Genomic DNA, 13,046 nt, shown 5'->3' with positions numbered 1-13,046 from the left:
GCCCCGCCAGGGCGGTTTTGCCGCAGGCTGCGACAGGCTGCCGCGCCGTCCACAGGGGGGCACCTCCGGTTGGTGCGGGCATGCGCAAGACAGGTCGGCAGAAGGCCTGTTTTCCAGGCGGATCACCCTCACCGGAGTAAGGAATCCCCCACTCGCCCGGGCACCGGCCTTCCGCTAGGTCAGAACAGGAGCCGAGGAAGAAGGCCGGGACTGCAACAATCAGGGCACAGGGAGGGCCGGACATGAGCGAGATCACCGTCGTCGGCCTGCCCTTGCTACAGATCGCGGGAATCATCGGCGCACTGACTTATGTGGCCAACTACATCAGCCTGACCCTGCGTCTTCTGAACCCGGAGGGCGTGGGATATTTCCTTTTCAACCTGACGGCGGCTTCGCTGGTCCTGCTGTCACTGGGCCATGCCTTCAACCTCGCGTCCCTTATCATCCAGATGTTTTTCATCGCCGTCAGCCTGTGGGGGATCTGCAGCCGTCTTCGGCGGCGCCGTCGCGGGCATGAGGTGCCCGCCCCCACCGCATTTCGAACGTCAGAGCGGCGCGCGAAAGGTCACCCGCGCGACACCCGGGCCACAGTCGCCGGTGACGCCCCCGACCTGGCGGTTGCCGCGCGCTAAACAGAAGACGCGTGCCCGGGCCGCGTTCGTCGGCCCTGCGGACGGCAAGGAAAGGCAGGGGCCAGCTAGACGGCCCCGCCCTGCCGCGAGCGGAGCCACACGCGCGGATCATTTTGTTCGCGGCACCAATCGTCAAAGGTCGCGCCCGGAAAGGCAGCCTCTTGGGGGAATCAGGGGCTTTCGACGGCATTGGACAGGACCGCGGCCCGGTCGGACGGGGCTGCGGTGCGGATGGCATGCAGGGGGTCAGGTCTTTTGATCGGGTCGAGGCCCGTGGGTGCGGGACGCACGGGGACCGAAGGCCGAACCGCCGCCTGCCCGGTCTGCGGTCGGCTGATCTGTCAACGGATGCGGCTGGCCGGGCGCGGCTCGGGCACGCCTTCGAGGACGCGCAGCGGGCGGCGGACGCGTTCGGCCAGGCCGGTCCGGGGCCGCGCGGGCACCTGCTTGCGCACCTCCAGCAAGATGACGCCCCCGCCGCCGGACCGCGAAAGCCTTTGACCGAATCGCTCCAGCAACCCGCCGAACCGAAGCCAGAACTTGCTTTCGCTTGGCGGGGCAAACAACGCGGCAGCATGGCGTTCCGCTACAAGGCCGGCCGCTTCCACCTGCGCCTCGAGCTGGCCGATGGAATAGGGCCGACCAAAGCCGAATGGCGTCCCGTCCCGCCGCGCCCACAGGCCCGAGCGGTTGGGCACCACGAACACCGCGCGCCCGCCCGGTCCCAGGACGCGGGCGCATTCGTCCAGAACGGCGGTCGGCGTCTCTGACGTCTCCAACCCGTGCATCAGCACCAGCTTGTCGACCGATCCCGTGTCCAGCGGCCAAAGCGCGTCCTCGACCAGAACCGAGACATTGGCCATGCCCGCAGGCCAGTGCATGACCCCCTGCGGCGCGGGCATCAGGCCGACGACCCGGCGCGCGTCGGACAGGAAGGGCCGCAGCAGCGGCACCGCAAAACCGAAACCCGCGACCGTCTGGCCATGGGCCTCTGGCCACAGCTCCACCAGTTTGTCGCGCACGGCCTTTTGCGCCGCGCGCCCCAGACGGGTGCGGTAGTAGAACCGGCGCAGATCCACCACGTCGAGATGCATTTGGGCATTGCCCCCCGTTGACTAGCTGCCATGCTTACAACGCCAGCCGGAGAATGCCATGACCATCGCGGAAACGCTTATCACCGTCCCATGCCTGTCGGACAATTATGCCTATATCTTTCGCACCGGTGACCGGGTCGCGGTTGTCGATGTCCCGGACGCGGCCCCGATCCTGGCGGCGCTGAGGGACGCGGGCCTGACGCTGACCGATATCCTGCTGACGCATCACCACTGGGATCACGTCGACGGGGTCGCCGACCTGGTTGCCGCTACGGGCGCGCAGGTCTGGGGCGCGCAGGCCGATGCCCACCGCCTGCCCCCCCTGGACCACTCGGTCGCGGCAGGCCAGACGATCGAGATTGGCGGAGCCCCGGCGCAGGTCTGGGACGTCTCTGGTCACACCCTTGGTCACATCGCCTATGTGTTCGACGACGTGGCCTTTACCGGCGACAGCCTGATGGCGGCTGGCTGTGGTCGCCTGTTCGAGGGCACGCCCGATCAGATGCACGCCAGCCTCGCGCAGTTCGCCAGCCTGCCGGGGGACATGCTGATCGCCTCGGGGCATGAATACACTGCCAGCAACCTGGCTTTCGCAGCCTCCCTTGAACCAGAGAGCGCGGAGATTAAATCACGTATAGCCGAGGTTGAGCGACTTCGGGCGGAGGGTGTGCCTTCTGTCCCGTCCACCTTGGCATCCGAACGTCACACCAACCCGTTCCTGCGCAGCCATACCGACACCCTGAAGGCCGCGACCGGAACCATCGGACAGACCGACCCCGAAACCTTTGCAGCTGCGCGCCATGCAAAGGACGCATTTTAATGCGCCACTGCGGGTCAATTGCGCATCACTTCCCCGTCACAGAAACGTCACGGACAGAGAAAAGGGGTTGAAGCCCGGCGGGTGACAACCAAAACTTAATAAGACGCGTGTCATACTCCCATGACGCGCCGACGGCTAAGGAGAACACCATGCCCTCGTTCTCGAACACTCTGGAACAAGCCATTCATGCGGCCCTGGCCCAGGCCAATGCCCGCCGCCATGAACTCGCCACTCTCGAACACTTGTTACTGGTCCTCATCGAGGAACCGGATGCCGCCCGCGTCATGCAGGCCTGCGGCGTCAACCTCGACGAGCTTCGCCAGACGGTCGAGGAATTCATCGAAGACGATCTTTCGACCCTCGTGACCGAGGTCGAGGGCTCCGAAGCCGTGCCCACGGCCGCCTTTCAGCGGGTGATTCAACGCGCCGCGATTCACGTCCAGTCTTCGGGCCGGACCGAGGTGACCGGTGCCAATGTGCTGGTGGCCATCTTCGCGGAACGCGAGTCGAACGCAGCCTATTTCCTGCAGGAGCAGGACATGACCCGCTACGACGCGGTCAATTTCATCGCCCATGGCGTCGCCAAGGACCCCGAGTTCGGGGAGGCGCGGCCGGTTCAAGGCTCCGATGAGGAAAATGAACCGATCCAGAGCAGTGGCGATGGACCCAATCCGTCCGAAAACCGCGAAAGCGCGCTGGCCAAGTATTGCGTCGACCTCAACAAGAAGTCGTCGGAAGGCGATGTGGACCCCCTGATCGGTCGCGACCAGGAAGTCGAACGCTCGATCCAGGTCCTGTGCCGGCGGCGCAAGAACAACCCGCTGTTGGTGGGTGATCCGGGCGTGGGCAAGACCGCCATCGCCGAGGGGCTCGCCTTCAAGATCGTCCAGGGCGACGTGCCGGAGGTTCTGTCCGGGGCGACGATCTACTCGCTCGATATGGGCGCGTTGTTGGCAGGCACCCGCTACCGCGGCGATTTCGAGGAACGGCTGAAAGCTGTCGTGACGGAGCTGGAGGAGCATCCCGACGCGGTTCTGTTCATTGACGAAATCCACACCGTCATCGGTGCCGGGGCCACCTCTGGCGGCGCGATGGACGCGTCCAACCTGCTGAAACCCGCGCTGGCGGGTGGCAAGCTGCGCACCATGGGATCGACCACCTACAAGGAGTTTCGTCAGCACTTCGAAAAGGACCGGGCCCTGTCGCGCCGGTTCCAGAAGATCGACGTGAACGAGCCTTCGGTCGAGGATACCGTCAAGATCCTCAAGGGGCTGAAGTCGCGGTTCGAGGATCACCACTCGATCAAGTACACGGCGGATGCGATCCGCACCGCGGTGGAGCTGTCGGCCCGCTACGTCAACGACCGCAAGCTGCCCGACAAGGCCATCGACGTGATCGACGAGGCGGGTGCCGCACAGGCCCTGGTGGCGGAATCGAAGCGGCGCAAGACGATTGGCGTCAAGGAAATCGAAGCCGTCGTCGCCAAGATCGCGCGCATTCCGCCCAAGAACGTGTCCAAGGACGATGCCGAGGTGTTGCGCGATCTGGAAGGGTCGCTCAAGCGGGTGGTTTTCGGTCAGGATGCCGCCATCGAGGCGCTGTCGTCGGCGATCAAACTCGCCCGTGCGGGCCTGCGCGAACCTGAAAAGCCGATCGGCAATTACCTGTTCGCGGGTCCCACCGGCGTCGGCAAGACCGAGGTGGCCAAGCAATTGGCCGATACGCTGGGCGTCGAGATGCTGCGCTTCGACATGTCGGAATACATGGAAAAGCACGCGGTTTCGCGTCTGATCGGCGCGCCGCCGGGCTATGTCGGCTTTGATCAGGGCGGCCTGCTGACCGATGGGATCGACCAGCATCCGCACTGTGTGCTGCTGCTCGACGAAATCGAGAAGGCGCACCCGGATGTGTTCAACATCCTCTTGCAGGTGATGGACCATGGAAAGCTGACTGATCACAACGGCCGCGCGGTGGATTTCCGCAATGTCGTGTTGATCATGACGTCGAACGCCGGGGCCTCCGAGATGTCCAAGGCCGCCATCGGCTTTGGCCGTGACAAGCGCGAGGGCGAAGACACCGCCGCCATCGAGCGGACCTTCACGCCGGAATTCCGCAACCGTCTGGACGCGGTCATCAGCTTCGGGGCCCTGCCGAAGGAGACGATCCTGCAGGTGGTCGAAAAGTTCGTCCTGCAACTGGAGGCACAGCTTTTGGATCGGGGCGTGTCTATCGAGCTGACCCGCGCTGCGGCAGAATGGATCGCGGACAAGGGCTATGACGACAAGATGGGCGCGCGGCCTCTGGCCCGCGTGATCCAGGAACACGTCAAAAAGCCGCTCGCGGAGGAGCTGCTCTTCGGCAAGCTCGCCAAGGGTGGCCTGGTCAAGGTGGGCGTCAAGGCCGGCAAGCTGGACCTTCGGATCGAAGAACCGGGCGCGCCCAAGCTGTCCAACAAGAAGCCGCCTCTTCTGACGGCAGAGTAATCTCGCCACGCTTCAAGCAGACGGGCGCGCCGCAAGGTGCGCCCGTTCGCATTTTTCACTCTCACGATGGTCAGGCGCGGGGCGCGATCCCGCCCGATGTATCCAAGCGGTTCACCCCATGCGTCTGCTATCCCTGTTCTGTCTGTTCCTGTCCGTCGGCCCCGGCTGGGCGGCCCCGCCTGTCCTGCGCGTGCCGATTGACTGCACCTTCGGAGTGAGCTGCTTTATCCAGCAATACGTCGATGCGGATCCTGGCCCCGGTGCGCGCGACTACACCGGTGGCCCGCTCAGCTATGACGGCCACAAGGGCACCGATTTTCGCCTTCCCGACCAGGAGGCCATGGACGCCGGCGTTCCGGTGCGGGCCCCGGCGACCGGCCGCGTTCTGGGCCTTCGCAATGACATGCCGGATCAGTTGGTCACTGACGCAGCAACGGTTTCGGGACGCGAATGCGGGAACGGTGTCGTGCTCGACCATGGCGACGGCTGGCAGACGCAGCTTTGCCACCTGGCCGAAGGGTCCGTTCTGCCGCGCGTGGGCGAGATCATCGAAGCCGGGCAGATCGTCGGACGGATTGGCCTGTCGGGCCTGACCCAATTCCCCCATGTCCACCTGTCGGTGCGCAGGCACGGTGTCGTCGTGGATCCCTTTGTGGATCGTCTCTGGGCCGAACCGCCTGCCTATGAACCCGGTGGGTTCCTGTCGATCGGTGTCTCGGACGACGTTCCCCAGTTCACCGAGGTCAAGGCTGGCACCGCCGATGCCCCGTCGCTTGCGGCTGACGCCCCGGCCCTGGTGGTCTGGGCCGCGATGTTTGGCGGGCGCGTGGGCGATGTCATCGCGCTGCGGATCACGGGCCCGAACGGGCGCGACGTGCTGCAACACGACGCAACACTGGATCGGACACAGGCGGAGCTTTTCCGGGCCGCAGGCCGCCGCCTGACGGGCGCGCGATGGCGGGGGGGTGTTTACACCGGCACGGCGACCCTGTTTCGGGACGGACAGATGCTGGACCGGATCGAGACGCGTATTTCAATCCGTTGACGCGTGCCTTTTGCCCGGTCATGCAGGGCAAAAACCAGGAGGCACGCCATGACCGACCGTATCGCACTTATCACCGGGGCCGCCCAAGGCATCGGCCGCGCCTGCGCCGAGGCCCTGGCCGAGGACGGCTGCCGCGTCGTTCTGGCCGACATCGACCCGTCGGTGCACGACACTGCCAAGGCGTTGGGCGGCATCGGCTATGTCTGCGACATGGGCGACCCGTCGCAGATCACCGAATTGTTCGACCGGATGGAGGCGGAGGTCGGGGCGCCCAGCGTGCTGGTCAACAACGCGGGTATCGCCATCGGGGCCGACTTCCTCGAAATGACGGAGGCGGACTTCCGCAAGGTTCTCGACGTCAACCTCGTGGGGGTTTTCCTGGCCACGCAGCGCGCCGCCAAGACCATGGTGGCCAAGGGCATCGCAGGCGCGGTCGTCAACATGTCCTCGATCAACGCGCAGGTCGCGATACCGGCGATTGCAGGCTACTGCGCGTCCAAGGGCGGCGTCATGCAGTTGACCAAGGTGGCATCGCTGGCACTGGCCCCACACAATATCCGCGTCAATGCGGTAGGCCCCGGCAGCATCGACACGGCCATGATGGCCGCCGTGAACGCCGATCCCGCCGCCTTTGACCGGGCCATGTCGCGCACCCCGCTCAAGCGACCGGGCACCGCACGGGAAATCGGCGACGTCGTAGCCTTTCTTGCCTCGTCCAAGGCCAGCTACATCACGGGCGAAACCATCTATGTCGACGGCGGACGCCTCGGCCTCAACTACACGGTGTAAAAATGATCGAACGCAAACACACGACCCAACGGATGAGCCAGATCGTCCGCCACGGGGACACGATCTACCTGGCCGGTCAGGTCGGCTCGGGCGAGACCACGACAGAACAGACGCGCGACATGTTGGGCCGTGTCGATGCCCTGCTGACGGAATGCGGCATCGGGCGGGAAAACATCCTGCAAGCCGTCATCTGGCTGGCCGACATGGCCGACTTTGCAGAAATGAACGCGGTCTGGGACGCCTGGGTGCCCGAGGGACATGCGCCCGCGCGCGCCTGCGGCGAGGCCAAGCTGGCCACGCCCGCGCTCCGGGTCGAAGTGATCATCACAGCCGCAGCCTGACCGGGGCTTTCGCGGAACCTTCGTCACCGCCCGTGGGGATGCGCGCGGGCGTAGGCCTCCATCAGGTGGACCGTGTCCACCGCGGTATAGGCCTGCGTCGTCGAGAGCGAGGCGTGGCCCAACAGCTCCTGAATGGCGCGCAGATCGCCACCCGCCTCCAGGAGGTGGGTCGCGAAGCTGTGGCGCAGAGCATGGGGCGTGGCCGAAGACGGCAGGCCCAGCTGCATCCGCGCCCGGGCCACGACGCCCGAAATCAGCGTCGGGTTGAGCGCGCCCCCCCGCGCGCCCCGGAACAGCGGGCCGGTGGGCGTCAAGTCGAACGGACAGGCCGCGACATAGCGATCGACCGCAATCCGTGCGGCGGGCAGGACCGGCACGATCCGCTCCTTCCCGCCCTTGCCGCGAATACGCAGCACGTCAGGCAGGGGCGCGTCCGCCCCGGTCAGGCCCAGCCCCTCGGAAATGCGCAGCCCGCATCCATAGAGAACGGTGACCACGGCCACGTCACGGGCAGCGATCCAGGGGGTTGTGTGCTGATGGGCGACGGTCTCGATCAGCTCCTTTGCGGCGTCCTGCGCCAGCGGACGCGGCAACGGCTTGCGGAACTTGGGGGCGCGGGCCGACAGGATTGCGGTGGGATCGAAGCCCTCCCGCTCTGACAGCCAACGGGTAAAGCTCTTGACGGCGGACAGGCGCCGCGCGACGGACCGGGCCGCCGTGCCGCGCATCCGCTCTGCCGCCATCCAGGCGCGCATGTCGGGGGTCCCGATGCGCCCGATCTCTGCCAGGCCCATCGGCCCGCCCCTGTGGCCTGCGTGGAATGCAAGAAATGCCGTCACGTCGCGCCCATAGGCGGTCAGCGTGTTTTCCGCAGCGCCGTCCAAACCGCGCAGATGGGACAGCCAGGCCTCTAGCGCGTCGCGGGCCCCCGGACTGATGTCGAGCGTCACGCGCCTAGCCCAGGTGCCGTTTCGCCAGCCTTTCGAAGACGCCCGTGAAGAACGTCAAAAGCTCCGTCCCCTGGTTGACGCGGAACTGGTGCGGATCCTCGGACCCGAAGGCCAGCAGCGCCGGCATACGGCCCGCCCCAAGGTCCAGTTTCAGCAGCGCCTCGGACCTGATCCATTCCGCTTCGTCGCCGAACAACTCGGCGGAGGCGGGCGCGCATTGGCGCAAGGTGACAAGACGCATGGGCACGTCGCGGTCCTGGGTGATGTAGCCCTTGACGAAACCTGCGGGCACGACGGCCACGGCGGCATGCGGGGCCTCCGACGGCTCCGCGCTTTCGAGGGCGAGGCGGATGCGGTCGACGCGCAGGATTTCCGGCAGGTCCTTGACCAGGGTCTGCAACAGCTCGCCAAATCCGGCGCAATCCAGCAGGCGCAGCACGCAGCGGTTGATCTGGTTGGTGCCGGCCAGGTTTTCATAGGCGGCCGCGATGACGCTGCGATGGGTGTCTTCCAGCCGGTCCAGCCGGGCCTCCAGCCGTTCCATCGCGATGCCGCGCATGTCGACGATGTTCTGCCCCATCGCGCGTTCGTTCGCCGCGATCAGGGCGCGCATCAGGTCGCGATCCTCCAGGATCATTTCTGGGTCGCTGAGGATCCGGTCGCGCCAATCCTGGGTGACCGCCTGTGCGGTGGAATCTGACATCTGCTCTGCTCCGGTCTTGTGCCGATTTTCATCCGGGTAACATGACGAAGGGCGGCGCGATCCGAAAATCGCGCCGCCCCCGGCGATTTCAAAACAAGGTGTGGCCTGTCGGCCCCCCGAAAATAGCGAGGTCAGACGATCTTGATGCCCGCTTCGTCGGCGTCCTTGACGAATTGCGCCAGGCCGCTGGCGGTCAGCGGGTGGTTGATCATGTTCTTGATCACGCCCGGAGGGGCAGTCGCCACATCGGCCCCGATCAGCGCCGCGTCCTTCATGTGGTTGGGCGACCGGATCGAGGCGGCCAGGATCTCGGTCGAGATGTCGTAGTTGTCGTAGATGGTGCGGATGTCGCCGATCAGGTCCATGCCGTCGATGTTCAGATCATCAAGCCGCCCGATGAACGGCGAGATGAACGTCGCCCCCGCCTTTGCCGCCAACAGGGCCTGATTGGCCGAGAAGCAAAGCGTCACGTTCACCTTGGTGCCCTTGCCCGACAGGATCTTGCAGACCTTCAGGCCGGCCCAGGTCAGGGGCACCTTGACGCAGACGTTCGGCGCGATGGTGGCGAGATGCTCGCCTTCCTTGAGCATCTGATCGAAATCGGTGGCCACCACCTCGGCGGAAACGGGACCGTCGACCAGATCGCAGATCTCCTTCGTGGCCTCGATGATGTCGCGACCCGATTTCAGGATCAGCGACGGGTTGGTGGTCACGCCGTCAACCATCCCCAGATCGTTGAGTTCGCGAATGGCGTCGATGTCGGCGGTGTCTACGAAGAATTTCATGGTGTCCTCGGCAAGTTTGCGGTTGGCTGATCCCTAACCTAGGTCAGCAGAGACCTGAATGGACCATCTGCGCGGACGTTAGCGCTAACATACTGGAAAATCCACCTTGGACCTTACGCTCTGGCTGACTTTCGCCGCCGCTTCGACCGCGCTCTTGATGATTCCCGGACCGACGATCCTTCTGGTGATGTCCTATGCCTTGTCGCAGGGCCGTCGCGTCGCACTGGCCTCTGCGGGCGGGGTTGCGGTGGGTGATGCGGTGGCGATGACAGCCTCGCTGGCGGGGCTGGGCGCGCTGGTCCTGGCCTCGGCCACGCTGTTCACGGTGCTGAAATGGATCGGGGCGGCCTATCTGATCTGGATGGGCTGGAAGCTCTGGCGTTCTGCCGGGGCGATGACACTGGGCACCGTCGGTGGGCAGGGCGACATCGCCCCCCGTGCCGTGTTTGGCCATGCAGCGCTGGTCACCGCGCTCAACCCCAAAAGCATCGTGTTCTTCATCGCCTTCGTGCCGCAATTCATCGATCCCACCGCGGCGCTGTTGCCGCAGTTCGTCGTGCTGACGGCGACCTTCGTGGGCTTGGCCACGCTGAACGCCCTGGCCTACGCCTTGCTAGCGGCGCGCCTGCGCGACGGATTGCAGCGGCCCGCGGTGTTGCGCGCCATGGGGCGGGTTGGGGGCGCCGCGTTGATTGCGATGGGGGCCGCCACGGCCCTGACCCGCCGCACGGCCTAGCGGATCGTCAGACGCAGGGTAAATGTCTCGTGGCCCGGTCCGGCGAACAGCTGGTTGACGTCGATCACGTAGGTCTGCTTGCGGGTGCGAAAGACGAAATCGTCCCGACAATCGGCCACGCCGCGCAGGTTGAAACATACGTTGTTCGACCCGAACACCTGCACCCGCGCCTGCTGCCCCGCGCCTGATCCGAAGGTGAAGCAGAGCGGCTGACGCTGCGACACGCGGCCCGAGACTTCGCCCGCGAAAGCACCGGGGGCAAAGCGGATCTCGGAGCAGCCCTGGGCGGCGGCGGCCCCGGCGAGGCTGGTGAAGAGCAAGGTCGCAAGAATCCTGAGCATCGAAATCCCCTGTCCTGAATGTCCCGACACTAGCCGCCCGACATCGCATGCGGCAAGCACTGGCAAGTGCGGGGCCAAGGGGCGATATGGACCCTATGACGACCCACTTCCCCCAAGGCACGCCCATCGCCGTGCTGACCACGCAGCCGCTGGACCGGGCGCTGGATTACCGCGCGCCCGACGGCGGCGTGACGGCGGGCGATTACGTGCAGGTCCCGCTGGGTCCCCGTCTGGTGTTGGGCGTGGTCTGGGGACCGGCTGCGGGGGACTGGCCTGTGGAAAAGCTGCGCGGCGTGGCTCGCGTGCTGGACGTGCCCCCCATGGCCGGGGCGTTTCGCGATTTTCTGGAACGGGCAGCGGCTTACACGCTGACACCGATGCCCGCGATGCTGCGGCTGGCAATGCGCACGCCGGGCCTGGGTGAGGCACCGGGCAAGCGGCGCGTCTATGGCCTGGGCACGGGCACGCCCGACCGCGCCACGGCGGCCCGCGACAAGGTCCTGTCGGTGCTGCGCGACCGGCCTGCCGATATCTTCGCCTTGTCGGAACTGGCGGACCTGGCGGGGGTGTCGTCGGGCGTGGTCAAGGGGCTGGTTGGCTCTGGCGCGGTGCTGGAACAGGCGGTGCCGCGCGACGCCGATTACCCACCGCTCGACCCCCAGCGCCCCAGCAAGCCGCTGGCCCCCGACCAGGCCGATGCCGCCGAAACCCTGCGCGCGTCGATGGCATCGGGCGGCTACGGGACGACCTTGCTGAAGGGGGTCACCGGATCCGGCAAGACCGAAGTCTACCTGGAGGCAGTCGCCGAATGCCTGGCGCGCGGGCGGCAGGCATTGGTCCTGTTGCCGGAAATCGCACTGACGGCAGAGTTCCTGACAAGGGTCGAGGCGCGGTTCGGCGCCCGGCCCGCCGAATGGCACTCCGGCGTGACCCAGGCCGAACGCCGCCGCGCCTGGGGCAAATCCGCCACCGGGCAGGCCAAGCTGATCGTCGGCGCGCGGTCGTCGCTGTTCCTGCCGTTCCGGGATCTGGGCCTGATCGTCGTGGATGAGGAACACGACACGTCGTACAAGCAAGAGGACGGCGTCCTCTATTCGGCGCGCGACATGGCGGTTCTGCGCGCTGCCTGCGAAGGGGCGCAGGTGGTTCTGGCCTCCGCCACGCCGTCCCTGGAAAGCTGGGCCAATGTCGAGGCCGGAAAATACAGCCGCGTCGATCTGACCTCGCGCTTTGGCGTCTCGGTCATGCCGAAGCTGGCCACCATCGACATGCGCTCAGAGGAAGTGGGGGCCGGGCGGTGGGTTTCACCCACCCTACGCAAGGCGATCGAGCAGCGGATCATCGACGGGGAGCAATCTCTGATCTTTCTGAACCGCCGGGGCTATGCGCCGGTGACGCTCTGCCGGGCCTGCGGCCAGCAGGTCGCCTGCCACCAATGCGACGCGCGCATGGTCGAGCACCGCTTTCTGAAACGGCTGATGTGCCACCAATGCGGCGAAACCGCCCCGATGCCCGACGCCTGCCCGTCCTGCGGGGTCGAAGGCAAGCTGGCCCCCGTCGGGCCCGGCGTGGAACGCATGGCCGAGGAAGTCGCGAGCCTGTTCCCAGAGGCGCGGATGGCGATTCTGTCGTCGGACCTTTTCAATTCTGCCCGCGCGCTCAAGGCCAAGGTCGAGGAAATCGCCCAGGGCGGCGCAGACATCATTGTCGGCACGCAATTGGTGGCCAAGGGGCACAATTTCCCGAAACTGACGCTGGTGGGTGTGATCGACGCGGACCTGGGGCTGCAGGGATCGGACCTGCGCGCGGCGGAGCGGACGTTCCAGCTGATGCGGCAGGTGTCTGGCCGGGCGGGCCGGGCCGAGGCGCCGGGCACGGCCTTGTTGCAGACCTATCAACCGGACCACCCGGTGATCCGCGCGATCCTTGCGGGCGACGAGGAAGGGTTCCTGAAAGAGGAAGCGGCCCAGCGCCGCGCTGCGGGCGTGCCCCCCTACGGCCGGATGGCCGGGATCGTGATTTCCGATCCGGACGCGCAGGTGGCCTTTGATCTTGGCAACGCCCTGGCACGCCGGTCGGCCATGCTGGAGGAGGCGGGCGCAGAGGTCTATGGCCCCGCCCCCGCCCCCATCAGCCGGATCCGAGGCCGTCACCGCGTCCGCCTGCTGGTCAAGGCTCCGCGTCAGTCCCCCCTGCAATCGGCCTTGTCGCGCTGGGTCGCCAGCGTCGAGATCCCGCGCAGTGCCCGGCTGAGCATCGACATCGACCCGCAGAGCTTTCTGTAAGGTCAGGCGGCCTGAAGCCCGCCCTACGACTGACGATCATGC

General features: G+C 66.3%; 13 protein-coding genes. 8 read left to right on the top strand and 5 right to left on the bottom strand.

All coding sequences use genetic code 11. From position 1 onward, the window contains the following. Window positions 1-242: 242 nt before the first annotated feature. Window positions 243-632: a CBU_0592 family membrane protein gene (locus K3551_RS05670; protein ID WP_259918408.1), complete on the top strand. Its 390-nt coding sequence runs from the start codon at window positions 243-245 to the stop codon at window positions 630-632. Window positions 633-973: 341 nt separating this feature from the next. Here the strand turns inward: K3551_RS05670 and K3551_RS05665 are convergent, their stop codons facing one another. Beyond that, the gene (locus K3551_RS05665) at window positions 974-1,726 is read right to left on the bottom strand and encodes a class I SAM-dependent methyltransferase (protein ID WP_259918407.1); all 753 of its coding nucleotides are present in this window, start codon (window positions 1,724-1,726) and stop codon (window positions 974-976) included. Window positions 1,727-1,784: 58 nt separating this feature from the next. Here K3551_RS05665 and gloB point away from each other — a divergent pair, with 58 nt between their 5' ends. The 5 genes from gloB (at window position 1,785) to K3551_RS05640 (ending at window position 7,204) form a co-directional block, all read left to right on the top strand. Further along, a complete protein-coding gene (gloB, locus tag K3551_RS05660; protein WP_259918406.1) occupies window positions 1,785-2,546 on the top strand; it encodes a hydroxyacylglutathione hydrolase in 762 nt (253 codons plus the stop codon). A 149-nt stretch (window positions 2,547-2,695) separates the two neighbouring features. After that, window positions 2,696-5,029: an ATP-dependent Clp protease ATP-binding subunit ClpA gene (gene clpA / locus K3551_RS05655; RefSeq protein ID WP_259918405.1), complete on the top strand. Its 2,334-nt coding sequence runs from the start codon at window positions 2,696-2,698 to the stop codon at window positions 5,027-5,029. Window positions 5,030-5,147: 118 nt separating this feature from the next. Continuing rightward, window positions 5,148-6,074, top strand: a complete 927-nt coding sequence (locus K3551_RS05650; protein WP_259918404.1) for a M23 family metallopeptidase — start codon at window positions 5,148-5,150, stop codon at window positions 6,072-6,074. 48 nt (window positions 6,075-6,122) lie between these two features. Then, complete coding sequence (locus K3551_RS05645; RefSeq protein WP_259918403.1) at window positions 6,123-6,863, top strand: SDR family NAD(P)-dependent oxidoreductase; 741 nt, start codon at window positions 6,123-6,125, stop codon at window positions 6,861-6,863. A gap of 2 nt (window positions 6,864-6,865) precedes the next feature. Beyond that, entirely contained in the window at window positions 6,866-7,204 is a 339-nt protein-coding gene (locus tag K3551_RS05640; protein ID WP_259918402.1) for a RidA family protein, read from the top strand. 23 nt (window positions 7,205-7,227) lie between these two features. Here the strand turns inward: K3551_RS05640 and K3551_RS05635 are convergent, their stop codons facing one another. The 3 genes from K3551_RS05635 to fsa all read right to left on the bottom strand — a co-directional run bounded on the left by K3551_RS05635 (window position 7,228) and on the right by fsa (window position 9,642). After that, entirely contained in the window at window positions 7,228-8,154 is a 927-nt protein-coding gene (locus tag K3551_RS05635; RefSeq protein ID WP_259918400.1) for a tyrosine recombinase XerC, read from the bottom strand. Window positions 8,155-8,158: 4 nt separating this feature from the next. Further along, entirely contained in the window at window positions 8,159-8,857 is a 699-nt protein-coding gene (locus tag K3551_RS05630; RefSeq protein ID WP_259918398.1) for a DUF484 family protein, read from the bottom strand. Between the two features lie 131 nt (window positions 8,858-8,988). Further along, window positions 8,989-9,642 (bottom strand): fructose-6-phosphate aldolase, encoded by a 654-nt coding sequence (gene fsa / locus K3551_RS05625; protein WP_259918397.1) that lies wholly within the window; start codon window positions 9,640-9,642, stop codon window positions 8,989-8,991. Window positions 9,643-9,748: 106 nt separating this feature from the next. On the opposite strand from fsa, the gene K3551_RS05620 reads away from it, so the two are divergent. Beyond that, complete coding sequence (locus K3551_RS05620) at window positions 9,749-10,378, top strand: LysE family translocator (RefSeq protein WP_259918395.1); 630 nt, start codon at window positions 9,749-9,751, stop codon at window positions 10,376-10,378. Here the strand turns inward: K3551_RS05620 and K3551_RS05615 are convergent. Then, window positions 10,375-10,719, bottom strand: coding sequence for a hypothetical protein (locus K3551_RS05615; protein ID WP_259918393.1), 345 nt, complete (start codon window positions 10,717-10,719; stop codon window positions 10,375-10,377). The two genes, K3551_RS05620 and K3551_RS05615, sit on opposite strands and share 4 nt — an antisense overlap. 86 nt (window positions 10,720-10,805) lie before the next feature. Between K3551_RS05615 and K3551_RS05610 the strand changes: the two genes are divergently transcribed. Continuing rightward, window positions 10,806-13,004: a primosomal protein N' gene (locus tag K3551_RS05610; RefSeq protein ID WP_409197406.1), complete on the top strand. Its 2,199-nt coding sequence runs from the start codon at window positions 10,806-10,808 to the stop codon at window positions 13,002-13,004. Window positions 13,005-13,046 lie beyond the last annotated feature (42 nt).

The sequence above is a fragment of the Jannaschia sp. M317 genome, from assembly GCF_025141175.1.
Classification (GTDB): Bacteria; Pseudomonadota; Alphaproteobacteria; order Rhodobacterales; family Rhodobacteraceae; genus Jannaschia.
The sequence above is the reverse complement of the archived record's forward strand: the minus strand, read 5'-3'. Positions and strand labels throughout refer to the sequence as shown.